The organism is Arthrobacter sp. NEB 688, from assembly GCF_013201035.1.
GTDB lineage: Bacteria > Actinomycetota > Actinomycetes > Actinomycetales > Dermatophilaceae > Phycicoccus.
On the sequence record NZ_CP053707.1, the window covers coordinates 2204988 to 2228816 of the forward strand.

20 protein-coding genes are annotated in these 23829 nt (G+C 74.6%); 12 read left to right on the top strand and 8 right to left on the bottom strand.

Annotation, left to right across the window (positions count from 1 at the left end):
* Positions 1-24: 24 nt before the first annotated feature.
* Positions 25-2883 carry a translation initiation factor IF-2 gene (gene infB, locus HL663_RS10430; protein ID WP_173028321.1) on the top strand — a complete coding sequence of 953 codons (2859 nt, stop codon included), beginning with the start codon at positions 25-27 and terminating at the stop codon, positions 2881-2883.
* 76 nt (positions 2884-2959) lie between these two features.
* On the opposite strand, the gene HL663_RS10435 is transcribed toward infB, so the two are convergent.
* The 3 genes from HL663_RS10435 to HL663_RS10445 form a co-directional block, all read right to left on the bottom strand.
* Complete coding sequence (locus tag HL663_RS10435) at positions 2960-4189, bottom strand: Dyp-type peroxidase (protein ID WP_286175546.1); 1230 nt, start codon at positions 4187-4189, stop codon at positions 2960-2962.
* Positions 4186-4830, bottom strand: a complete 645-nt coding sequence (locus HL663_RS10440) for a copper chaperone PCu(A)C (RefSeq protein WP_173028322.1) — start codon at positions 4828-4830, stop codon at positions 4186-4188. The genes HL663_RS10435 and HL663_RS10440 overlap by 4 nt, the downstream gene beginning before the upstream one ends.
* 140 nt (positions 4831-4970) lie before the next feature.
* Positions 4971-5543, bottom strand: a complete 573-nt coding sequence (locus HL663_RS10445) for a hypothetical protein (RefSeq protein ID WP_173028323.1) — start codon at positions 5541-5543, stop codon at positions 4971-4973.
* A 103-nt stretch (positions 5544-5646) separates the two neighbouring features.
* Between HL663_RS10445 and rbfA the strand changes: the two genes are divergently transcribed.
* From rbfA to HL663_RS10470, 5 genes are all read left to right on the top strand, one after another.
* Positions 5647-6138, top strand: coding sequence for a 30S ribosome-binding factor RbfA (gene rbfA, locus HL663_RS10450; RefSeq protein ID WP_173028324.1), 492 nt, complete (start codon positions 5647-5649; stop codon positions 6136-6138).
* A complete protein-coding gene (gene truB, locus HL663_RS10455; RefSeq protein WP_173028325.1) occupies positions 6122-7051 on the top strand; it encodes a tRNA pseudouridine(55) synthase TruB in 930 nt (309 codons plus the stop codon). Before rbfA ends, truB begins: the two co-directional genes overlap by 17 nt.
* A gap of 10 nt (positions 7052-7061) precedes the next feature.
* On the top strand, positions 7062-8024 hold the full coding sequence (locus tag HL663_RS10460; protein ID WP_286175547.1) for a bifunctional riboflavin kinase/FAD synthetase: 963 nt from the start codon (positions 7062-7064) through the stop codon (positions 8022-8024).
* A complete protein-coding gene (locus HL663_RS10465) occupies positions 7988-9139 on the top strand; it encodes an FtsW/RodA/SpoVE family cell cycle protein (protein WP_173028327.1) in 1152 nt (383 codons plus the stop codon). The genes HL663_RS10460 and HL663_RS10465 overlap by 37 nt, the downstream gene beginning before the upstream one ends.
* A gap of 103 nt (positions 9140-9242) precedes the next feature.
* Positions 9243-11114 (top strand): AMP-dependent synthetase/ligase, encoded by a 1872-nt coding sequence (locus tag HL663_RS10470; protein ID WP_173028328.1) that lies wholly within the window; start codon positions 9243-9245, stop codon positions 11112-11114.
* Between the two features lie 9 nt (positions 11115-11123).
* Here the strand turns inward: HL663_RS10470 and HL663_RS10475 are convergent, their stop codons facing one another.
* From HL663_RS10475 to HL663_RS10485, 3 genes are read right to left on the bottom strand one after another with little or no spacing between them, the layout of a single operon-like run.
* Positions 11124-11984: a hypothetical protein gene (locus HL663_RS10475; protein WP_173028329.1), complete on the bottom strand. Its 861-nt coding sequence runs from the start codon at positions 11982-11984 to the stop codon at positions 11124-11126.
* Positions 11981-12565 (bottom strand): RNA polymerase sigma factor, encoded by a 585-nt coding sequence (locus tag HL663_RS10480; protein ID WP_173028330.1) that lies wholly within the window; start codon positions 12563-12565, stop codon positions 11981-11983. Before HL663_RS10480 ends, HL663_RS10475 begins: the two co-directional genes overlap by 4 nt.
* Positions 12566-12622: 57 nt before the next feature.
* A complete protein-coding gene (locus HL663_RS10485; RefSeq protein ID WP_173028331.1) occupies positions 12623-14008 on the bottom strand; it encodes a dihydrolipoyl dehydrogenase family protein in 1386 nt (461 codons plus the stop codon).
* A gap of 87 nt (positions 14009-14095) precedes the next feature.
* On the opposite strand from HL663_RS10485, the gene HL663_RS10490 reads away from it, so the two are divergent.
* Positions 14096-16069, top strand: coding sequence for a TIGR03960 family B12-binding radical SAM protein (locus tag HL663_RS10490; RefSeq protein ID WP_173028332.1), 1974 nt, complete (start codon positions 14096-14098; stop codon positions 16067-16069).
* 318 nt (positions 16070-16387) lie between these two features.
* Here HL663_RS10490 and HL663_RS10495 read toward each other — a convergent pair whose 3' ends face one another.
* On the bottom strand, positions 16388-16825 hold the full coding sequence (locus tag HL663_RS10495) for a YdeI/OmpD-associated family protein (protein ID WP_173028333.1): 438 nt from the start codon (positions 16823-16825) through the stop codon (positions 16388-16390).
* A 66-nt stretch (positions 16826-16891) separates the two neighbouring features.
* On the opposite strand from HL663_RS10495, the gene HL663_RS10500 reads away from it, so the two are divergent.
* The 4 genes from HL663_RS10500 to HL663_RS10515 all read left to right on the top strand — a co-directional run bounded on the left by HL663_RS10500 (position 16892) and on the right by HL663_RS10515 (position 21394).
* A complete protein-coding gene (locus HL663_RS10500) occupies positions 16892-17842 on the top strand; it encodes an acyl-CoA thioesterase (RefSeq protein ID WP_173028334.1) in 951 nt (316 codons plus the stop codon).
* Positions 17843-17923: 81 nt separating this feature from the next.
* Entirely contained in the window at positions 17924-18256 is a 333-nt protein-coding gene (locus HL663_RS10505) for a PadR family transcriptional regulator (RefSeq protein ID WP_173028335.1), read from the top strand.
* Positions 18257-18280: 24 nt separating this feature from the next.
* Positions 18281-19243: an HAAS signaling domain-containing protein gene (locus tag HL663_RS10510; protein WP_173028336.1), complete on the top strand. Its 963-nt coding sequence runs from the start codon at positions 18281-18283 to the stop codon at positions 19241-19243.
* A gap of 153 nt (positions 19244-19396) precedes the next feature.
* The gene (locus HL663_RS10515; protein ID WP_216842544.1) at positions 19397-21394 is read left to right on the top strand and encodes a S53 family peptidase; all 1998 of its coding nucleotides are present in this window, start codon (positions 19397-19399) and stop codon (positions 21392-21394) included.
* 78 nt (positions 21395-21472) lie between these two features.
* On the opposite strand, the gene HL663_RS10520 is transcribed toward HL663_RS10515, so the two are convergent.
* Positions 21473-22840 (bottom strand): transaminase, encoded by a 1368-nt coding sequence (locus tag HL663_RS10520; RefSeq protein WP_173028337.1) that lies wholly within the window; start codon positions 22838-22840, stop codon positions 21473-21475.
* A gap of 167 nt (positions 22841-23007) precedes the next feature.
* On the opposite strand from HL663_RS10520, the gene HL663_RS10525 reads away from it, so the two are divergent.
* The gene (locus HL663_RS10525; protein WP_173028338.1) at positions 23008-23766 is read left to right on the top strand and encodes a TIGR03936 family radical SAM-associated protein; all 759 of its coding nucleotides are present in this window, start codon (positions 23008-23010) and stop codon (positions 23764-23766) included.
* Positions 23767-23829: the final 63 nt, after the last annotated feature.

Consider the following 23829-nt stretch of genomic DNA (forward strand, 5'->3'; position numbering starts at 1 on the left):
GGCACGGACCTGGACAGGAGAGATGTGTCTAAAGTCCGTGTGAGCGCACTTGCGAAGGAGCGCGGGGAGACCAGCAAGGTCGTCCTCGAGCGCCTCAACGAGATGGGCGAGTACGTCAAGAGCGCCAGCTCGACGATCGAAGCACCGGTCGTCCGGCGCTACAACGAGCGGTTCCCCGTCGAGGCCTCGGCCCCGAAGGCCGCCCCCAAGGCGCCGGCCCCCCAGGCCCCCGCCGCGAAGACCCCGGCGGCTCCGGCCGCTCCCGCAGCCCCGGCTGCCCCGGCCCCGGCCGCCCCCGCGGCTCCCGCCGCCCCGGCTCCGGCGTCCCCGGCGCCGGCCGCCTCCGCCCCGCAGGCGCCGTCGGCCCCGGCCGCGGCGACCCCGGGTCCGAAGGCTCCGGCCGCTCCCGCCGCCCCGGCTCCGGCCGCCCCCGCGGCGTCCGCGCCGGCCGCCCCGGCCACCCCGGGTCCGAAGGCCCCCGCGCCCAAGGCCCCGGCCCCGGCCGCTCCGGCGGCGTCCACCCCCGCGGCCCCGGCCGCGCGGGAGGGTGGCAGCCCCGGTCCGCGACCGGCCGGTCCCCGCCCGTCGGGTCCCCGCCCGGGCAACAACCCCTACGCCCCGAGCCAGGGGATGGGTCGCAGCCGCGAGCCCTCCCCGCGCCCGGGCAACAACCCGTTCGCCCCGAGCCAGGGCATGCCCCGCCCGCAGAGCCGCCCCGGCGGCCCGCGCCCGGGGGCACCGGCCGGCACGGGCGGTCCCCGCCCCGCCGGTGGTGCGCGCCCGAGCCCGGGCATGATGCCCGACCGCAGCGCGGTCGCCCGTCCCGGTGAGCGTCCCGCCCGCGGCGGCGCCCGTCCGGGTGGTCCCGGCGGCGCCGGTCGTCCCGGTGGCGGTGGCGGCTTCGCCGGCCGTCCGGGTGGTCCCGGTGGCCGCGGTGGCCGTGGCAGCACCCAGGGTGCGTTCGGCCGCGGTGGCGGTCGTCCGGGCCGGGCCCGCAAGAGCAAGCGCGCCAAGCGCGCCGAGTTCGAGCAGATGCAGGCGCCGTCGATCGGCGGCGTCAGCGTCCCCCGCGGTGACGGCACGACCGTCATCCAGATCCGCCAGGGCGCGAGCATCAGCGACTTCGCCGACAAGATCAACGCCAACCCCGGTGCGCTCGTCACCGTGCTGTTCCACCTCGGTGAGATGGCCACGGCGACGCAGAGCCTCGACGAGGACACCTTCAAGGTCCTCGGCACCGAGCTCGGCTACGACATCCGGATGGTCTCGCCGGAGGAGGAGGAGCGCGAGCTCTACGACTCCTTCAGCATCGACCTGGAGTTCGGGATCGACTCCGAGGAGGAGGACGACCTCGAGGCCCGCCCGCCGGTCGTCACCGTCGTCGGCCACGTCGACCACGGCAAGACCCGCCTGCTCGACGCGATCCGCAACGAGGACGTCGCGGGTGGCGAGGCCGGTGGCATCACCCAGCACATCGGTGCCTACCAGATCCACCGCGAGCACGAGGGCGTCGACCGTCCGATCACCTTCATCGACACCCCGGGTCACGAGGCGTTCACCGCCATGCGTGCCCGTGGTGCGAAGGTCACCGACATCGCGATCCTCGTGGTGGCGGCGGACGACGGCGTCATGCCGCAGACCATCGAGGCGCTCAACCACATGCAGGCGGCCGACGTGCCGATCGTCGTCGCGGTCAACAAGATCGACGTCGACGGTGCGAACCCGAGCAAGATCCGCCAGCAGCTGACCGAGTACAACCTCGTCGCCGAGGAGTACGGCGGCGAGACGATGTTCGTCGACGTCTCCGCGAAGCAGGGGCAGAACATCGACAGCCTCCTCGAGGCCGTGCTGCTCACCGCGGACGCCGCGCTCGACCTGCGGGCCAACCCCGACCGCGACGCCCGTGGCGTCGCGATCGAGGCCAACCTCGACAAGGGTCGCGGTGCGACGGCCACCGTCCTCATCCAGTCCGGCACGCTCAACGTCGGTGACGCCATCGTCGCCGGCTCGGCCCACGGCCGCGTGCGCGCCATGCTCGACGAGCACGGCAACAACCTGGCGGAGGCGACCCCGTCGCGTCCGGTCCAGGTGCTCGGGCTCTCCTCGGTCCCGCGGGCCGGCGACACCTTCGTCGTCGCCCCCGACGACCGCACCGCGCGCCAGATCGCCGAGAAGCGCGAGGCCGCCGACCGCCAGGCCAGCCTGGCCAAGGCCCGCAAGCGCATCTCGCTCGAGGACCTCAACGAGGCCCTCGCGGCGGGCAAGGTCGACACCCTCAACCTCATCCTCAAGGGCGATGTGTCGGGTTCGGTCGAGGCGCTCGAGGACGCCCTGCTCCAGATCGACGTGGGCGAGGAGGTCGACCTGCGGATCATCGACCGCGGCGTCGGCGCGATCACGCTCAACAACATCAACCTGGCGATGGCGTCCAACGCGATCATCATCGGCTTCAACGTGCGGGCCGAGGGCCAGAACGCCGAGGTCGCCGAGCGCGAGGGCGTCGAGATCCGGTACTACCCGGTCATCTACCAGGCGATCGACGAGATCGAGCAGGCGCTCAAGGGCATGCTCAAGCCGGAGTTCGAGGAGGTCGAGCTCGGCTCGGCGCAGATCCGCGAGATCTTCCGCTCGAGCAAGTTCGGCAACATCGCCGGCTCCATCGTCCGCAGCGGCGAGATCCGTCGTGGGACCAAGGCCCGGATCACGCGCAACGGCGTGGTCGTCGCCGAGGGCGTCGACATCGCCGGCCTGCGCCGGTTCAAGGACGACGTCACCGAGGTCCGCGAGGGCTTCGAGTGCGGCATCAACCTCGGGTCCTACAACGACCTCCAGCTCGAGGACCTCATCACCACCTACGAGATGCGGGAGAAGCCGCGCGCCTGATCGCCGACGAGCGACGAGAACATGCCGTGCACCCCTCGGGGTGCACGGCATGTTCTCGTCTCTCGACCCATCGGGCTCAGGCGAGCATCGCCTGCCCGAGCAGCTCGCCCGGTGACGCCCCGGGAAGGACCGCGAACACGGCGGAGCCGACCGGCGTCGTCCAGAGGTTGAGCAGGTCCATCTCGGCCAGCCGCCGCTGCACCGGGACGAGCTGGCGCACCGGGTCGGCCTGGTAGGCGACGAAGACCAGCCCGGTGCTGCTCGACGCGCCGGTGCCGTCGTCGTAGGAGTACGGACGACGCAGGAACCGCTCGTGCGGCGCGGTGGCGTGCGCCCGGCGCAGGTGGGCCGCGTCGTCGATGCGGTGGAAGCCCAGCTCGTCGACGGCCGTGAGGTCGGCCGGCACGTCGACGCCCCCGCCGGTCACCGGGCCCCCGGTGTCGAGCCGGCGGCCGACCGCGTTCTCGCGTGAGAGCCGGTCGGCCCGGTCCCAGGCGTCGAGGTCCATGCTGATCCGCCGCACGACGACCGAGGAGCCGCCGCGCAGCCAGGCGGGGCCGTCGTCACCCACCCACAGCAGCCCGGCGTCGAGACCGGCGACGTCGGGCTGCACCGTGCCGTCCACCTGACCGAGGAGGTTGCGCATCGGCAGCCCCGGCCCCTCGAACGGCTCGCGGAAACCGCGCTGCACCCAGCGCACCCGGGCGAGGTCGGCGACCGCCGCCGTCAGCCGGCGCTGGGCGTGCGCGACCGTGGTGGGGCTCGCGGCGCACACCTGGAGCAGGAGGTCGCCGCCGCTCCAGCGGTCCTCGAGCCGGTCGATCTCGGGGAAGGCGGGCAGCGGAGCCAGCCACGAGGGGACCGTCGCCCCGGCGAGGCGGACGACCCGCGGGCCGACCCCGACGGTCACGGTGAGCGAGGCGGGGACGGCCGCGAGCTCGGGCTCGAGGTCGGTCAGCGGACCCCGGCCCCCGACGAGCCGCTCGACGTCGTCGGTCCAGACCGTGAGGAGGCGCTGGACGGCGCCGCGGTCGGTGCCGGGCAGCAGGTCGAGCGCGACGAAGGAGGCGTACGGCGGTGGGGCCTCGAGGATGCCGGCCTGGTGCGTGCCGCGGAACCCGCGCGCCACGGCGCGGGCCCGGACGAGGCGGTCGTCGACCGCCGGCGTCGCGCGCTCGCGCGCCACGGCGGCGCCGGCGCCGGTGACGACACCGGCGCCGGCTCCCGCGAGCCCGGAGAGGAGGACGGCCCGGCGGCGCGGTCGTGCGCCCCCGGGACCGTCGATGGTCCCGGACCCGTCGGTCACGACGCGGCGGGGGAGGGCGCGTAGGACTCCTCGGCGCCGGAGAAGGCGCGCACCGGCACGGTGAGGGTCACGTCACCGGCCGACGTCGTCAACGTCAGGGTGGCCTGCGAGCCGTTGGGCACCGGCCCGGTGAGGTCCATGAGCATCACGTGGTTCGCACCCGGCTGGAGCAGGAACGACCCACCGGCCGGGATCGTGAAGCCGCCCTGCTTCTGCTGCATCTGCATGCTGCCGCTGTCGGTCTTCACCGTCTCGTGGAGCTCGACCTTCCCGGCGAGGGGCGAGCTGCCCCCGGTGACGGTCAGGGCCGTGCCGCTCGTGTTCCTCAGCGTGCCGAACATGGCCGTCATCGGCATCGACATGTCCATGCCGTCCATGCCGTCCATGCCGCCGGAGGGGCTCGCGGAGGACATGTCCATCGGGGAGGCCGACGCGGACGGTGACACCGACGCCATCGGCGACATCTCGGCCGCGTCGACGGCCTTGACCCAGCCGTCCTCGACGGTGAGCGGGGTCGCGGTGGGGGAGGAGGTGCCGGCGTCGCCGGCGGTGTCGGTGCCGCAGCCGGCCACCCCGAGGGTGAGTGCGGCGAGCAGCGTGGTGAGGGCGACCCGGCGGGTCGCGGAGAGGGTTCGGGACATGGTCGTGGTGTCGCTTCCTGGCGGCGGGCGCGCGCAGGCGCGCCCGGTCGGGCTCGTCGGGTGGCGGTGGTGACGGGCCGGCCGGAACGGGTGCGCACCGACGGGGCCCGGAGCCGGCCCGGGGGATGGGGCGAGCCGGCTCAGCAGAGGCCGAGAGGTGGCGCCCGGCCGCCCACGGGACGCGGCGAGCGCCCGAGCGGCCGGACGACCGCGACGGGCACCGCGAGCCGCGGGACGAGGGGGGAGCGCAGGGGCGCGGCCGCCGGGGGCAGCAGCGCCGAGAGGACGTGCCAGAGCGCGTCCTCGGCCCGGGAGAGCAGCAGGGTCAGCGCGAGGGTCGCCGCCACGTGGGCGAGGAGCATCCGCGGCTCGAGGTGGGTCATCGGGGGCATCGCCGAGCCCGGGACCGCGAGGACCTCCCCGTGCAGGTGCGCGGCGGACGCGGTGCCGTGCCCGGGGGCCATCGACAGCAGCCCGAGGTGGACGACGACCTGGGAGGATGCGAGCACGGCGAGCACGCCGGCCGCCGTCAACCGCCGCCCGGCGACGACCCAGAGGGCCGGGCCGAGGACGAGGGCGAGGACCACGAACGCGGCCGCGCCGGGAGCTTGGCCGCCGCCCAGCTGGTGGGCCCCGGCGGAGACCCCGAGGACCGCAAGGGTGGCGGTGGCCGCGCGCGCGGCACGCACCACCGGGGTCCCTGCGGTCGCCATGCCGACGATGGTAGCCCCGAGGCGGTCGGCGCCGTCCGGGGTCACTAGGGTTGGGGACGCCCTGCGAGGGGCCCCAGAACCCCATCGAGCCTGAGGAGGAGCCGTGGCCGACGAAGCACGCGCCCGCAAGGTCGCCGACCGCATCAAGACGGTGACCGCCGCGAACCTCGAGTCCATCGTCAAGGACCCCGACCTCGGGTTCGTCACCGTCACCGACGTCCGGGTGACCGGCGACCTCCAGCACGCCTCGCTCTTCTACACCGTCTTCGGCGACGAGGCGCAGCGCGAGACCACGGCCCGCCTCCTCGAGGAGAGCAAGGGCCGCCTGCGCTCGTTCGTCGGCCGCCAGCTCGGCATCCGGCTCACCCCGACCCTCGAGTGGATCGCCGACGCCATCCCCGAGACGGCCGCGCACCTCGAGGAGCTGCTCCAGGAGGCCCGCGAGCGCGACGCGAAGGTCGCCGCCGCGGCCGCCGCCGCGACGTACGCCGGCGAGGCCGACCCGTACCGCAAGGACCACGAGGACGACGAGGACGACGACGACGCCGACGGCGAGGAGCCGCGGGACGAGGCGCCGGGTGCCGCCGAGCGCTGAGCCCGCGCCCGACGGCCTGCTCGTCGTCGACAAGCCGCAGGACTGGACGAGCCACGACGTCGTGGCCCGCAGCCGGCGCCTGTGCGCCACCCGCAAGGTCGGCCACGCCGGCACCCTCGACCCGATCGCCACCGGCGTGCTCGTCCTCGGGGTCGGCCGCGCCACGCGGCTGCTGACCTTCCTCGTCGGGGCCGAGAAGGACTACACCGCCACGGTCCGCGTCGGCCAGGGCACGCTGACCGACGACGCCGAGGGCGAGGTGACGAGCGCACCGGGGGTCGCGGACGTCGACCCCGCCGCGCTCCAGGCCGCCGTCGCCGGGCTCACCGGTGCCATCCAGCAGGTGCCGAGCGCCGTCAGCGCCATCAAGGTCGACGGGCAGCGCTCCTACCACCGGGTGCGCTCCGGCGAGGACGTGCAGCTCCCGGCCCGCCCGGTCACGGTGCCGCGCTTCGTCGTCGTCGCCTCCCGGCCCGCCACCGCCGTCGACGGCACCGCGGTGCTCGACCTCGACGTCGAGGTGACGGTCTCGTCCGGCACCTACGTCAGGGCGCTGGCCCGCGACCTCGGCGCGGCCGTCGGCAGCGCCGCCCACCTCACCGCGCTGCGCCGCACGCGCGTCGGGGGCTTCACCCTCGAGCACGCCCACCCGCTCGCCGACCTCGAGGCCCGCCAGGGCGAGCCGATGCCGGTGCTCCCGCTGGCCGACGCCGCCCGGGCGGCCTTCGCGTCGCGGGCGCTGGCGGCCGACGAGGCCCGCGCGCTCGGGTACGGCCAGCGCATCCCCTCGGCCGCCGCGGGGCGCACCGGCCCGGTCGCCGCCTTCGCGCCGGACGGCACGCTCGTCGCGCTGCTCGACGAGGAGCGCGCCACCGCGCGGTCCCTGGTCACGTTCGCCCCCGCGAGTTCGTAGAGTGTCGTCCGTGCACCGATGGAGCGACCCCGCCGCCACGCCCGAGGCCCTGCGCCCCTGCGTGCTCACGCTCGGCAACTTCGACGGCGTGCACCGCGGCCACAAGGCGGTCCTCACGGCGCTCGTCGAGGCCGGGGCCCGGCTGGGCCTGCCCGCGGTCGCGATCACCTTCGACCCGCACCCCGTCGCCGTCCTGCACCCGGACCGCGCCCCCGAGCTCATCGCCCCCGGCCGGGTCCGTGACGACCTCCTCGCCGACACGGGCGTCGACGGCCTGCTCGTCCTCGACTTCACGACCGAGTTCGCCCAGCAGACCCCCGAGGACTTCGTGCGCTCGGTCTTCGTCCGCGGCCTCGACGCCCGCTGCGTCGTCGTCGGGATGGACACCCGCTTCGGCTACCGCAACTCCGGCGACGTCGGCACCCTCGTCGACCTCGGCGAGCAGTTCGGCTTCGAGGTCATCGCCCTCGACGACGTCGGCGACGGCGAGCGCTACAGCTCGACCGTCATCCGGCGCGAGCTCGGCGAGGGGCGCGTCGGCGAGGCCGCCCGCATCCTCGGCCGGCCGCACCGGGTGGTCGGCGCCGTCGTCCACGGCAACCACCGGGGTCGCGGCCTCGGCTACCCGACCGCGAACCTCTCGCCCGAGTCGCTCGGCCTCGTGCCGGCCGAGGGTGTGTACGCCGGCTGGCTGACCCGCCTCGACGCGCCGGACGACGCCCCGGACCGCACGATGCCGGCCGCCGTGAGCGTCGGCACCAACCCGACGTTCGACACGAGCGACCGGCGCACGGTCGAGGCCTACGTCCTCGACCGCGACGACCTCGACCTCTACGACGAGACCGTCATGGTCGAGTTCGTCGAGCACATCCGCCCGACGCTGCGCTTCGAGAGCGTCGAGGAGCTCAAGGACGCGATGGCGGGGGACGTCGAGCGGTGCCGCGAGGTCCTCGCCCACATCGTGCCGGCCTGACCGGGAGCCCCCTCGCCCGTCGCGCCGGGGGGTCGCCCGGGCACGACGTCGGGCTGTTCGTCGCCGCCGGGGGCGCCTCGCTCGTCGGGGCGCTGCTCGTCTGGTCGGCCACCGTGCGCACCGCCGGGTCGGCCTACCTCGTGCGCCACCTCGTGACCGCCGCGCTCGGGATGGCGCTCGCGGTGCTCGTCGCGCGCGCCGGCCGGGGACGGCTGCGGGTCGCGGCGCCGTGGGCGTGGGCCCTGGGCGTCGTGCTGCTCCTGCTCGTGCCGACGCCGCTCGGGACGACCGTCAACGGCGCCCGGTCGTGGATCCCGCTCGTCGGCGGCTTCACCCTCCAGCCGGCCGAGCTCGCCAAGGTCGGGCTCGTGCTCGCGCTCGCGGCCGTCCTCACCCCTTGGCCCTCGCGCGGGGCGCCTCCCGGCGGGCGCGAGGTGCTGCTCGCCGCGCTCGCCCTCGCCGTGCCGACCGGGCTCGTCGCGCTCCAGCCCGACCTCGGCAGCGCGGTCGTGCTCGTCGCGGTGGGGGTCGTCGTGGTCGTCGTCGCCGGGCTGCGGCTGCGCTGGGTCGCGCTGCTCGCCGCGGCGGCCGTCGGGGTCGGCGTCCTCGCGTGGACGACGCCGGTGCTGTCGGGGTACCAGCGGGCGCGCCTGCTCACCTTCCTCGACCCCTCGGCGGACCCGCTGGGCGCCGGCTACCAGGTGGGCCAGGTGCGCGTGGCCGTCGCCGGCGGCGGCCTCTGGGGGCAGGGGTTCATGGAAGGGCCGCGCACCCAGGGCGGGTTCGTGCCCTTCCAGCTGAACGACTTCGTCTTCTCGGTCGCGGGGGAGGAGCTGGGGTTCGTCGGGGCCGCCGGCCTCGTCGCCCTCCTCGGGGTGCTCGTCGTCCGGGTGCTCGTCGTCGCCGCCCGCTGCGAGGAGCCGTTCGCCCGCCTCGTCGGGGTCGGCGTCGCGACGTGGCTCGCCGTCCAGGTCGTCCAGAACGTCGGCATGAACCTCGGCCTCCTGCCGGTCACCGGGCTGCCGCTGCCGTTCGTGTCCTACGGCGGCTCCTCGATGCTCGCCTCGTGGCTGGCCGTCGGGCTCGTCGACGCCGCGCGGGCCGGCTCGCGCTGACCGTGACCGAGAAGTGACCGACGGGTAACCGGATCCGTTCCCTCCGGGCGTCTCGTGTGACAGGATTCTGCGACCACGCCACCGATGCCGAGGACGATGCACCATGCACCGGGTGACCCCCCAGATCCACAGCCCCGCCGACGAGCCCGTGGACCACTCCGTCCTCGAGCACCGGGCCACGAGCGTCGCGCACCTCTTCCGCGACCGGGTCGTCGCCTCCGGCGACCGCCCGGCCTTCCTCCACGCGAAGGTCTCCGACGCGGGGGACGAGTGGGTGACCACGTCGTGGCGCGAGCTCGACGTCGTCGTCCGCGAGCTCGGCGCCGGTCTCGTCGCCCTCGGCGTCGACCCCGAGGACCGGGTCGCCATCGCCTCGGGCACCCGCTACGAGTGGGCGCTCGCCGACCTCGCGGTCATGGTGGCCGGCGCGGCGACGACGACCATTTACCCGACGACGATCGCCGACGACGTCGCGTTCATCCTCGCCGACTCCGGTACGCGGGTCGTGTTCGCCGAGAGCGCGGAGCAGCTCGAGAAGCTGCGCTCGGTCCGCGAGCGCACGCCGGGCGTCGGGCGGGTGGTGCTCATGGAGGGCCGCCCCGACGGCGACGACTGGACGCTGACCTTCGACGAGCTGCGCCAGCTCGGCCGCGAGTACCTCCAGGGCGACCCCGGCGCGGTCGACGCGCGCATCGACGCCCTGACGCCGGAAAGGCTCGCGACGATCATCTACACCTCCGGCACGACCGGGCGGCCCAAGGGCGTGCGGCTGCTGCACAGCGCCTGGACCTACGAGGGCGCCGCGACCGAGGCCATCGACATCCTCACCGAGGACGACGTGCAGTACCTCTGGCTGCCGCTCGCGCACGTCTTCGGCAAGAACCTGCTGACCCTGCCGCTGCAGATCGGCTTCGCGACGGCCATCGACGGGCGGATCGACAAGATCGTCGACAACCTCGCGGTCGTCAAGCCGACCTTCATGGGAGCCGCGCCGCGCATCTTCGAGAAGGCGTACGCGCGGATCCAGATGATGATGGAGGCCGAGGGCGGCCTCAAGCTCACGCTCTTCAAGGCGGCGTCCGCGACCGGCCGCGAGGTGAGCGTGCTGCGCGAGCAGGGCAAGGCCCCCTCCGGTCTGCTCGCCCGCAAGCACGCCGTCCTCGACAAGCTCGTCGCGAGCAAGATCCGCGAGCGCTTCGGCGGCAACATCCGCTTCTTCATCTCGGGCTCCGCGGCCCTCAACCAGGACGTCGCGCGCTGGTTCGACGCGATGGGGATGCTCATCGCCGAGGGCTACGGGATGACCGAGACGAGCGCCGCGTCGTTCGTCAACCGCACCCGGGCCTACCGCTACGGCACGGTCGGCTGGCCGCTGCCGGGCATCGAGGTGCGCATCGCCGAGGACGGCGAGGTGCTCCTGCGCGGCCCGGGCAACATGGAGGGGTACCACAACAACCCCGACGCGACCGCCGAGACGATCGACGGCGAGGGCTGGCTGCACACCGGCGACATCGGCGAGCTCGACGAGCGCGGCTTCCTGCGGATCACCGACCGCAAGAAGGACCTCTTCAAGACGAGCGGCGGCAAGTACGTCGCCCCGTCGATGATCGAGTCGACCTTCAAGGGCCTGTGCCCCTACGCGAGCCAGCTCATCGTCCACGGCGCCGACCGCAACTTCGTCTCCGCGCTCATCACCCTCGACCCCGACGCGATGGCCGGCTGGGCCGCGCAGCACGGGATGGAGGGCGCCTCGTACCGCGACGTCGTCACCTCCGACGCGTGCCGCGAGATGGTCCAGGGCTACGTCGACCAGCTCAACGCCGGCCTCAACCGGTGGGAGCAGGTCAAGAAGTTCACCATCCTCGAGAACGACCTCACCGTCGAGCAGGGCGAGCTGACGCCGAGCCTCAAGCTCAAGCGCAAGGTCGTCGCCGAGCGGTACAAGGACGTCCTCGACGGCCACTACACGGGCTGAGGCCCGCGCTCAGCCGCGGTCACCGACACCGAGGCGCACCTCGCGGCGCGTGCCGTCGGTGTAGGTGACCGTGGCCGGCGGGGTCGTGTCGAGCGACGGGTCGTCCGGACCGACGCCGACCGGGCCCGGCCACCACGCCGCGAGGTGCCCGTCGGCGACGGTCGCGACGACGTCCCCGTGCTCGGGGGTGTGGACGGTGACGGCGGCGACCTCGGGGCCGACGAGGCCGACGAGGACCGAGACCATCCGGTCGGAGGAGCCGCCGGAGCCGCCGCTCGTCACCAGGACGTCGCGGTCGCCGAGGGCCGGTGCGTCGGTGGCGTACCCCATCGAGCCGAACGCGCTGCCGCCGAGCAGGCCGGCGTCCTCGGTGATGCACGTCGCGTCGAAGCCCCGGTCGTCGCCGAGGACGACGAGCGTCCAGGCGCCACGCTGCTCGGTGAGGACGGCGCCCGCGCGCTCGATCGTGCTGCGGCTCAAGCCCGTCGGGTCGAGGCCGTCCCCCCGCAGGGTGTCGGTGAGGGAGTCGCGGCACTCGTCGGTGGCGGCCAGCTGCTCGGGCGTCGTCGGGCGGTGCGGCGTGGCGGTCCACGTGGCGTAGGCGGTGTCGCCACCGTCCAGCACCTGCACGCCGACGACCCCGACGACGGCGGTCGCGGCGGCGGCGACCCCGGTCAGCGCGAGCCGTCGGCCGGTGGGCCGGCGCCGCGCCGGGGGAGCGGGAGCCGCCGACGGCGCCGGGGGAGCGGCGAGCACCCGCTCGAGGGTGGCGGCGGCGCGGGCGCGCTGGCCGTCGTCGAGGTCACGCGGGGCGGGGTCGAGGGCGGTCAGCGCGGCGCGGGTCGTGGCGTCGAGGTCGGTGCGGCTCATGACGGGCTCCCTTCGGGGACGGGGTGGGCGGGGGCGGCGGTGGCCCCGACGAGGTCGAGGTGGCGGCGCAGGGCGCGACGGGCGCGGGTCAGGCGCAGCCGGAAGGCGACGGGCGAGATGCCGAGGACGCGTGCGGCCTCGGGGGAGGTCAGGTCGTCCCAGTAGGCGAGGGCCAGCACCTCCTGGTCGGCGGCCGTGAGACGCGGCCAGGCGGCGGCGAGGTCGAGACGGCGGGCGAGCAGGTCCGGGTCCTCGCCGGGGCGGCCGCCGAGCCCGCCGTGGGCCTCGGCCTCGTCGGCGACGCGCACGGCGAGGGCCTCCCGGCGGCGCACCCCGCGGCGGTCGTTGAGCAGGACGCCGCGAGCGACCCCGAAGGCCCAGGCCCGCCCGTCACCGGGGTCGGTGGGCAGCTCCGCCACGCGCCGCCAGAGGACGAGGAAGGTCTCGGCGACGACGTCCTCGGCGTGGGTGGGGTGGACGCGGCGGCTGACGAAGCGCAGGACGTCGGGGTACCACGCCGCGAAGGCGGCCCGGAAGCGTTCCTCGTCGCCCGGTGGGGGCTGGTCGCTCGGTGTCTCCATGTCCCCCTCCTGTCCGGCTCCGGCGGCAGTGTGTCACCGCCGGCCCCGGCCGAGGGGTCAGTCGGTGGCGTCGAGGTCGGCCAGCGCGGTGGAGACGGCGCGGTGGAAGGTCGGGTAGGCGAGCACCTGCTCGCGCAGCACCGCCGTCGGCACCTTGGCGTGGACGGCCGTCGCGAGCATCGAGAGGACCTCGCCGCCGGTGGGCCCGACCGACGTCGCGCCGACGAGGTGACCGGCCGCGGCGTCCTCGACCAGGAGGATGACGCCCTCGCCGCCGGGGCCGTGGATCCACCCGCGCGAGCTCTCGCCGAGCGGGGCGCGCCCGACGCGCACGTCGACGCCCGCGTCGCGCGCCTGCTGCTCGGTCATCCCGACGGCCCCCACCTCGGGGTCGGTGTAGGTGACGCGCGGGACGGCGTGGTAGCTCGCCCACGGGCCGTCGGTCCCGGTGATGTCGCGGACCGCGATGCCGGCCTGGTACATCGACATGTGGGTGAAGGCGCCCCGGCCGGTGATGTCGCCGATCGCCCAGAGCCTCTCGCCGGCGCGCATCCGCTCGTCGGTCTCGAGCGAGCGGGCCGCGGGGTCGAGGCCGACGGTCTCGAGGCCGATGTCGTGGAGGTTGGGGCGGCGGCCGGCGGCGACGAGCAACCGGTCGGCGTCGAGGTCGAGGTCGGTGCCCCCGGCGTCGGTGACCGCCACCGTGAAGCGGCCGTCGGCGTGCGCGACCGAGCGGACGGAGGCGCCGGCGAGCACCTGGATGCCGTCCGCGGCGAACGAGCCGGCGACGACCTCGGAGGCCGCGGGCTCCTCGAGCGCGAGGATGCGCGGGGCCATCTCGACGAGGGAGACGCGGCTGCCGAAGCGGGCGAACGCCTGCGCGAGCTCGGCGCCGATGGCCCCACCGCCGACGACGACGAGGGAGGCGGGTGCCTCGGTGGCCTGCAGCGCCTCGCGGTTGGTCCAGTACGGGGTGCCGGCCAGGCCGTCGACCGGCGGGGCGGCCGGGGCGGTGCCGGTGTTGAGGACGACCCCGACCTTCGCGACGTAGCGGGTGCCGCCGACCTCGACGACGCCCTCACCGGCGAGCCGCCCGTGGCCGCGGACGAAGGTGACGCCGGCGTCCGCGAGGCGCTGCACCGCGACGGTGTCGTCCCAGTCGTCGGTGGCCTCCTCGCGGATGCGGCGCGCGACGACCGAGAAGTCGGGCGAGGTCGTGGCCGAGCCGGCGAGCGTGCCGACGCGGTGGGCCTCGGCGAGCGAGTTGGCGGCGCGGATCATCATCTTGCTCGGGATGCAGCCGTAGTACGGGCACTCGCCGCCGACGAGGCGCTCGTCGACACCGACGACGGACAGGCCGGCCTTCGCCGCCTCGGTGGCGACCGACTCACCCCCGGGGCCGAGACCGAGGACGACGAGGTCGACGTGCTGCTCTGCGCTCATGGGGCGAGCCTCGCACGCCCGGCCCTCCCTCGACACCCGTCGCGACGCCGGTTTGGGTGGTGCCCGTGCCCGACCTACCCTTGGGGGATGCCCGGTGAGTCCGTCTTCCCCGCCCTCGAGCCCCTGCTCGAGCAGGTGAGCAAGCCCATCCAGTACGTCGGGGGCGAGCTGAACTCGACGGTCAAGCCCTGGGAGGTCGCCGGCGACGCGACCGTCCGCTGGGCCCTCATGTACCCCGACGCGTACGAGGTCGGGGTGCCGAACCAGGGCGTCATGATCCTCTACGAAGTGCTCAACGAGCGCGAGGACGCCCTCGCCGAGCGCACCTACGCCGTCTGGCCCGACCTCGAGGCCCTGATGCGCGAGCACGGCGTGCCGCAGTTCACGGTCGACGCCCACCGGCCGGTCGGCGACTTCGACGTCCTCGGGATGTCGTTCTCGACCGAGCTCGGCTACACGAACATGCTCACCGCGCTCGACCTCGCGGGGATCCCGCTGCACGCTGCCGACCGCGACGAGACCCACCCGATCGTGCTGGCCGGCGGCCACGCCGCGTTCAACCCCGAGACGGTCGCCGACTTCGTCGACTGCGCCGTCGTCGGCGACGGCGAGGAGGCCGTGCTCGCGGTCACCGACATCATCGGCGGCTGGAAGCGCGAGGGCCGCCCGGGCGGCCGCGACGAGCTGCTCATGCGCCTCGCGCGCACCGGCGGCGTCTACGTCCCACGCTTCTACGACGTCTCGTACCTGCCCGACGGGCGCATCCAGCGCGTCGCGCCCAACCGGCCGGGCGTGCCGTGGCGCGTGTCGAAGCACACCGTCATGGACCTCGACGCCTGGCCGTACCCGAAGCAGCCCCTCGTGCCGCTCGCCGAGTCGGTGCACGAGCGGATGTCGGTCGAGATCTTCCGCGGGTGCACCCGCGGCTGCCGCTTCTGCCAGGCCGGGATGATCACCCGCCCCGTGCGCGAGCGCTCCATCACCGGCATCGGCGAGATGGTCGAGCGCGGGCTCGCGGCGACGGGCTTCGAGGAGGTCGGGCTGCTGTCGCTGTCGAGCGCCGACCACTCCGAGATCGCGGAGGTCACCAAGGGCCTCGCCGACCGCTACGAGGGCACGAACACCGGTCTCTCGCTGCCGTCCACGCGCGTCGACGCGTTCAACATCGACCTCGCGAACGAGCTGACCCGCAACGGTCGCCGCTCCGGCCTGACCTTCGCCCCCGAGGGCGGCTCCGAGCGCATCCGCAAGGTCATCAACAAGATGGTCAGCGAGGACGACCTCATCAGCACCGTCGCCGCCGCGTACGGCGCGGGCTGGCGGCAGGTCAAGCTCTACTTCATGTGCGGCCTCCCGACCGAGACCGACGAGGACGTCCTGCAGATCGCCGAGCTCGCCAAGCGGGTCATCGAGACCGGCCGGCAGGTCAGCGGCCGCCGCGACATCCGCTGCACCGTGTCGATCGGCGGGTTCGTGCCCAAGCCGCACACCCCGTTCCAGTGGGCCGCCCAGCTCGGCGCCGACGAGACCGACGCGCGCCTGCAGAAGCTGCGCGACGCCATCCGCTCGGACCGCCGCTACGGCAGCTCGATCGGGTTCCGGTACCACGACGGCAAGCCCGGCATCGTCGAGGGCCTGCTCTCGCGCGGCGACCGCCGGGTCGGCCGGGTCATCGAGGCCGTGTGGCGCGACGGCGGCCGGTTCGACGGCTGGTCGGAGCACTTCTCGTACGAGCGGTGGATGGCCGCCGCCGAGGCCGAGCTGCCCCCGCAGGGCGTCGACCTCGCCTGGTACACGACCCGCGAGCGCGAGGAGGCCGAGGTCCTGCCGTGGGACCACATCGACTCCGGGCTCGACAAGGAGTGGCTCTGGCAGGACTGGCTCGACGCCGTCGACGAGGTCGAGGTCGAGGACTGCCGCTGGACGCCGTGCTTCGACTGCGGCGTCTGCCCGCAGATGAACACCGAGATCGAGATCGGCCCGACCGGCAAGACGCTCCTGCCGCTGACCGTCCTCGGCTCCGGCCGCGAGCGGATGACCGAGGCCGCGCACACCCACTGACCGGGAGGATCCGCGTCGTCACGGTGACGGCGCGGATCGTCCGTCAGGGCGTGGATGCATCCGCGACACGCGTGAGGTTCCGAGTCACCACGGTGACGACGCGGAAAGTCCGGGCTAGCTGGGAGCAAACCAGGGACCCCGCACGTGCGGGCTTGTCGAGGCCTGGTGCCGGATCGGACAGCGATAACCCCGCACGTGCGGGCTTGTCGAGGCCTGGCGCCGGATCGGACAGCGATAACCCCGCACGTGCGGGCTTGTCGAGGCCTGGTGCCGGATCGGACAGCGATAACCCCGCACGTGCCGAGGGGGCGCGGTCGGTCAGGGGTGCAGGCTGGCCACGACCGACTCGACGCGCCGGGCGCGGGTCTCGGGCTTCTTCGCCGCGAGGACGGCCTCGGCGTGCCGGCGCTGGGCGCTGTACGTCAGCGCCTCCCAGGCGCGCGCCGCGTCGGCGTCGGCGGCCAGCGCGGCGGCCAGGTCCTCGGGCACCTCGACCGTGCGCGGCGCGTCGTCGAGGACGACCGTGACCGTGTGGGTCTCACCGGCCGCGATGCCCGCCGCCTCCCGCACCGCGGCGCTCGCGCCGAGGAGGAAGCGCCCACCCATCGCGGCGATGCTCGTGCGCCAGGTGTGGCCCGCGACGCTCGCCGCGACCTTGGGCCGGCGGCCGCCGCCGAGCGCCTCGACGACCTCGTCGGGGACGACGAACCCGGTCGTCGTCCCGCCGGTGGCCTCCAGCTCCGTCGTGAACTCCATGGGCGGCAGTCTGCCGTCCGTGGTCGCCGGCTGACGCGCGCCGCGCCCGGCTGTCAGGATGACGCCGTGGACGACCGACCCAGCCCGCCCGCCGAGATCACCCTGCGCTTCCTCGCGGCGCCGACGGACGCCGGGCACTCGGGGTCGGTGAGCGCCGGCCGGGTGCTCGAGTGGATCGACAAGGCGGGATACGCCGCGGCCGCCGGCTGGAGCGGCACCTACTGCGTCACCGCGTACGTCGGCAACGTCCGCTTCACGCGCCCGGTCGAGGTCGGGGACCTCGTCGAGGTGACGGCCCGCGTCGTGCACACCGGGCGCAGCTCGATGCACATCAGCGTCGACGTCGCCTCGGGCGGACCCCGCACCCGCAGCCTCGAGCCGGCCACGCGCTGCCTCATCGTCTTCGTGGCGGTCGACGGCGAGGGCCGCTCGACGCCGGTGCCCGAGCTCGTGCCGCGCACGACGGCCGACGACCTCGCGCGCGCGTGGGCGCTGCGGCGCGCCGACGTGCGCGCCGAGGTGGAGGCGGCGATGGCCGGCCAGGTGTACTCCGACGCCGGCACGGCGCCCCGGGTCACGCTGCGCTTCCTCGCCGCGCCCACGGACGTCAACTGGGGCGGCAAGGTGCACGGCGGCATCGTCATGCGCTGGATCGACGAGGCGGCCCACGTCCTCGCGACGCAGTGGACGGGCAGCGCGGGCAACGTCGCGATCTTCACCGGGGGAGTGCGGTTCTACCGGCCCCTGCGGATCGGCCACCTCGTCGAGGTCGAGGCCCGGCTGCTCCACACCGGCCGCACCTCGATGCACGTCGGCGTCCACGTGCGCTCCGGCGACCCCGCCGAGGGTGCCGGCGCCCTGGAGCTCACGACGTACTGCCGGACCATCCTCGTCGGGCTCGATGCCGACCGTCACGCGGTGCCGACCCCCACGTGGGAGCCGGTGTCCGCCGAGGACCGCGCCCTCGACGCGCACGCCGTCGAGCTCGTCGCCATCCGCGCGCGCCACGGCGACTGACCTCCGCGCGACCGACCGGGTGGGCGCCCGGGAAACCTGTGTCGTTGACGATGATGTGTGACGCACACTATCGTGTTGGGCATGACCTCGATCGACGACCCGGCGCTCGCCGGGCACCTCCAGGAGCTGCGGCGGGGGACCGTCGTCGTCGCGGCCCTGGCCAGCCTGCGCACGGCGGGCTACGGCTACGCGCTCCTGGAGACCCTGGGGCGCTCGGGCTTCGAGGTCGACGCCAACACCCTCTACCCGCTGCTGCGCCGGCTCGAGAAGCAGGGCCTGCTCACGGCGGAGTGGAACACGCAGGAGTCCCGGCCGCGGAAGTTCTACCGCACGAGCCCCGCCGGCGAGGACGTCCTCACCGCCCTGCGCGCCGACTGGCGCGCGCTCGACGCCGCCATCTCCGACCTCGCCTGACCCGTCCGACCGGAGGAGCCCCCGATGGGAACCCTGACCGACCGCTACGTCACCGCCACCGTCCGCGAGCTCGCCCCGGACCAGCGCGACGACGTCGACCGCGAGCTGCGCGGCACGATCGAGGACATGGTCGAGGCCCGCCTGGACGCCGGCCCCACCGCCGACCGCGACGAGGTCGAGCGCGCCGTCCTCGTCGAGCTCGGCGACCCGATGCGCCTCGCCGCCGGCTACTCCGGCCGGCCGCTGCACCTCATCGGACCGACCGTCTACCCCGAGTGGCGCCGGCTCGTGGTCCTGCTCGTGTCCGTCGTCGTGCCGCTCGCGGCCGTGGGCACCCTCGTCGTGCGGCTGTTCACCGACGACGTCGCGGCGGACGGGGTGGGCCCGGCCTTCGGCGGCGCCGCCCTCGCCGGGCTGACCACGGCGTTCCACGTCGTGTTCTGGACCACGCTCGTGTTCGCGATCCTGGAGCGCACGCAGCCCGACACAGGAGTCATGGGCTGGACGCCCGACCAGCTGCCCGAGGCCCCGGTCTCGCGGCGCTCGGTGGGCCGGTCGGAGACGGTGCTCTCGGTCGTCGCCCTCGTCGTCATGGCTCTCGCGCTCGTCTGGCAGCGGACGAGCTCGCCGGTGCGCGTGCGCGGCGAGGCCGTGCCGGTGCTCGACCCGGCCCTCTGGTCGGGATGGCTCCCGCTGCTCCTCGGGCTGCTGGCCGCCCACGCCGCGCTCGCGCTCGTCGCCTTCCGGGCCCGGCGGTGGACGTGGCCGACGGTGGCCGTCGGTGTCGCCCTCGACGTCGCCGTGGCCGCGCTCCTCGTCGGGCTGGCGCAGACGGACCGCCTCTTCGCCCCGGGCTTCGTCGAGGCGCTCGTCGACGGCGGGTGGGCCACCGCCGGCCGCGACCTGCGGGTCGCGACGGTGCTCGGCGTCCTCGTCGTCACCCTCTGGGACCAGGTCGAGACCGGCCGGCGGATGCTCAGCCGCTGACGTCCGGCTGAGGGCCTGCTGAGGACGGGACGACGGGTCGCCCTGCGGCGGAGGGCGACCCGTGACATCCGTCAGGGTGCGAATCCGGCTCGCGGGGTGAGGCTGCCCGAGCGGAGCCACCGCTCCGCGACAGGTCTCCCCAGGAGGTACCCCGTGACAGGAACCACTCGTGGGACGGTGGCGCTCATCGGCGCCGCCGTCCTCGCCGCGACCGGAGCCGGAGCCGTCGGCGCCGGTGCGGCCGCCGCAGCCCCCCACGGCACCGGCCGGCACGCGGTGAGCCCGGCCCCGGCGTGGACCGCTCGGGCGCAGGCGCAGCGGTCCGCCGCGGCGACGGCCGGCCCGACGACCCGCGTCAAGGTGTGGCTCGCCCCGCGCGACCGAGCGGCGCTGGAGCGGCTCGCGGCGACGGTGTCCGACCCGACGTCGGCGCAGTACGGGCACTACCTCGGCACGGCGCAGTACGCCGCCCGCTTCGCGCCCACCTCGGCGACGGTCTCGGCGGTCGGCGGCTGGGCCCGCGGCGCCGGCCTGCACGTCGACGCCGTCGGCACCGACAACCACTTCGTCCAGCTGTCCGGCAGCCGCGAGGCGGTCTCGTCGGCGTTCACCGCGAACCTGCGGACCTTCACCCTCGACGGGGCCACCGGCACCGCGCCGACGAGCACGGTGACCGTGCCCGACGCCCTCGGCGGGCAGGTCCTCGCCGTCACCGGCCTCGACACGGTCACGCACCGGACCCGGCCCGCGCAGGAGGGCGGTCGGGGCACCACGTCCACCTCGACGGCCTCGCCGAGCGACCTCGGACCGCCGGCCGGCTTCGTCAACTCGACGACGTGCGGCGCGTACTACGGCCAGAAGGTCGACCGCGCGGACCCGGCGTTCGAGGGCAAGCACCTGCCCTACTCGGTCTGCGGGTACACCCCCAAGCAGCTCCGCTCCGCGTACGGCGTCACCGCGACCCACCGCACCGGCAAGGGCGAGACGGTCGCCATCACCGACGCCTTCGCCGCCCCCACCATCGAGGAGGACGCGAACACCTACGCGACGCGCCACGGGGACAAGGCCTTCCGGCGCGGCCAGTTCACCCAGGCCAACGACACGACCTACGACCCCACGAAGGTCGAGGAGTGCGGCGGCAACGGCTGGTTCGGTGAGGAGACGCTCGACGTCGAGGCCGTCCACGGGATGGCCCCCGACGCGAAGGTCGCCTACTACGGCGCGGCCAGCTGCTACGACGACGACCTGCTGAACTCGATCGCCCGCGTGGTGCACGACAACAAGGCCTCGGTCATCTCCAACTCGTGGGGCGAGCCGACGTACGTCGTCGTCGACGGCGTCAAGACGCCGACCATCGACGACGCGCTCGTCCAGGCCTACGAGTCGGTGATCCTCCAGGGCGCCGTCCAGGGCATCGGCACCTACTTCTCCTCCGGTGACGACGGCGACGAGGGCGCGAACACCGGTGTCGTGTCGCCCGACTGGCCCGCAGCCGACCCGTACGTCACCGCCGTCGGCGGCACCGCGCTCGCCATCGGTAAGGACGGTCGCCGTCAGTTCGAGACCGGCTGGGGCACCGACAAGTACACGCTCGACCAGGGTGCGTGGGGGCCGGTCGGCTACCTCTACGGAGCCGGCGGCGGGTGCAGCGACCGCTTCACCAAGCCCTTCTACCAGCAGCACACGAGCACCGGGTGCGCGATGCGCGGGGTCCCCGACGTCGCGATGGACGCCGACCCGACGACGGGCATGCTCGTCGGCGAGACCCAGGTCTTCGACGGCCCGACTCGCTTCGGTCAGGGAGTCCGCTACGGCGAGTACCGGATCGGCGGCACCAGCCTCGCGTCGCCGCTCATGGCCGGCCTCCAGGCCGACGTGCAGCAGACCCGTGGGCGCATCGGCTTCGCCAACCCGTCGCTCTACCGCCTCGCCCGCACGGCCGGCGTCTTCCACGACGTGCGCCCCGAGGGTGACCGCGGCAACGTCCGCGTCGACTACGTCAACGGCCTCAACGCCGACGACGGGCTCGTCTCCAGCGTGCGCACCTTCGACGACGACTCCAGCCTGACCACCGGTCGCGGCTGGGACGACGTCACCGGGGTCGGCACGCCGACGGCGCGCTACCTCACCACCGCCTCGCGGCGGCACTGAAACCCCCGGCCTGTCCCCGGGAGCACAGCAGGGCCCGGCCACCGGACGGTGGCCGGGCCCTCGCCCGTGCGCGGCCGCTCAGCCGTAGAGCGCGCCGACGACCTCGCGGAAGGTCCGGGTGTGCAGGTCGACGTCCTCGCGGGTCGTGTCCGGGCACATGAGGGCCATGTTGTGGAACGGCGTCATGAGGATGCCCCGGTTGACCATCGCCAGGTGCATGTACGCGTCGATGTCGTCGTCGTGCGCGGCGGCGGCCTCCTCTCCGGACCGCGGTGCGGGACGGGCGAACCGGTACTCGGAGCGCGCGCCCAGCCGGCTGACCGACCACGGCACGTCGTACTCGTCGAGCGTCGACTGCACGCCCTCGGTGAAGGCCGTCGCGAGCCCGGTCATGTGCGCGAACGCGTCCTCGGTGAGGACCTCGGCGAGCGTCGCGCGCATCGCCGCGGTCGAGAGCGCGTTGCCGGCCAGCGTGCCGCCGACCCCGCCCACGTCGATGATGTCGGCCTCGCCCGCGTCGGTGTGGCGGGTCACGGCGCGCGCGACCTCCTCGGTGATGCCGTAGGCGCCGCAGGGGATGCCGCCGCCGATCGACTTGCCGATGACGAAGATGTCGGGCTGCAGGTCCCAGGCGCGGGTGGCGCCGCCCCAGCCGGCCGAGAACGTGTGCGTCTCGTCGATCATCAGCAGGGCGCCGTACCGGGTGGCCAGCTCGCGCAGGCCCTCGAGGAAGCCCGGCTCGGGCAGGACGATGCCGATGTTGGTCAGCGCCGGCTCGGTGAGGATCGCCGCGACGTCGCCGTGGGCCAGCTCGCGCTCGACGGAGGCGAGGTCGTTCCACGTCGCGGCCCGGGTCGTGAGGTCGAGCGGCACGGGGGGAGCGACGTTGCCGGGCCGCGAGACGGTGCTGCCGTCGGGACCGGGGATCGCGAAGGTCTCGTCGACCGAGCCGTGGTAGCAGTAGCCGAAGACGAGGATCTTGGAGCGGCCGGTCGCGAGGCGGGCCAGGCGCACGGCCCAGCGGTTGGCGTCGGTCGCCGAGAGCGTGAAGCTCCACAGCGGCATCGTGAACCGGCGGGTCAGCTCCTCGCCGACCCATTGGGCGTCCTCGCTCGGGAGCATCGTCGTGATGCCGCCGAGCTCGCCCATCCGGCGGGCGACGGCCGCGGCGGTCGGGGCGGGGGAGTGGCCGGCCATCGCCCCGGTGTCGCCGAGGGCGAAGTCGACGTACGTGTGGTCGTCGACGTCGGTGATGCGGTTGCCCCGGGCGTGGTCGAGGTAGAGCGGGAAGCCGCCGCTCCACTTGTTCATCCACGTCATGGGCACCCGGCCGAAGAGGTTGCCCCCGGCCTCGAACAGCGCGCGGCTGCGCGGGTGGTCGGCGGTGTACTGCTCCTGCTCGGCGGCGAGGAGCTGGGCCAGTCGGGCGCGGTCGGTGCTCGGCATGCAGGCAGCGTAGTGCTGCGGATGGCGCGGCGAGAAGGCCCGTTCACCGCTCGATCCGTGATGTGGAACCCGCCGAGCCTCCTCGATCCACGGCCTCGTCGGGCCGAGCGGGTCGCCGCCCGGGGTCGGTGCGGTGGGACGGGCCGGTCCTCCTACGCTGGTGCACCATGGCCCGCCAGCGCACCCCCGAGGGACCCCCGCCGCCCCCGGCGGTCCAGAAGCTCCGCATCCGCTACGCCAAGCGCGGGCGGCTGCGCTTCTCCTCGACCCGTGACTTCTCGCGCGCGCTCGAGCGGGCGCTGCGGCGCGCCGGGGTGCCGATGGCCTTCTCGGCCGGCTTCCACCCCCACCCGCTCATCTCCTACGCCAACGCGGCCCCGACCGGCACCGCGAGCGAGGCCGAGTACTTCGAGATCCGGGTCACCGAGCGCGTCGACCCCGAGGCCGTCCGGGCGGCGCTCGACGAGGCCCTGCCGGTCGACCTCGACGTCGTCGAGGTCGTCGAGGCCGGCCCCGGCGCGCTCGCCGACCGGCTCGAGGCGAGCGAGTGGGACCTGCGCCTGCGGGGCGCCACGCCGGACGATCTGGAGCCCGTCGTGGCCGCCTACCTCGCGGCCGAGCGGGCCGAGACGACCCGCACGTTCAAGTCCGGCCCGCGCACGTTCGACACCCGCGAGGCCGTCCTGGACCTGCATGTCGCCGGGTCCGACGAAGAGGGGTGTGCGATACTGCGGATGGTCGTACGGCACACCACACCGTCCGTACGCCCCGATGACATCCTGACCGCACTCCACGCGGTGACGGGGTTCGCACCACCGGTCGCACCACTGGTGACCCGGCTGGCGCAGGGCCCGCTCCGCGAGGACCGTGCCGGGGTGGCCGACCCGTTGGCCGCCGACCGGGAGGCCGTCGGCCCCGAGAGGTGACGCGCCCCCCGCGCGAGCCGACCGAGGCAGCAGCTGACTTCCGGACGGGCCACTCGGCCCGGA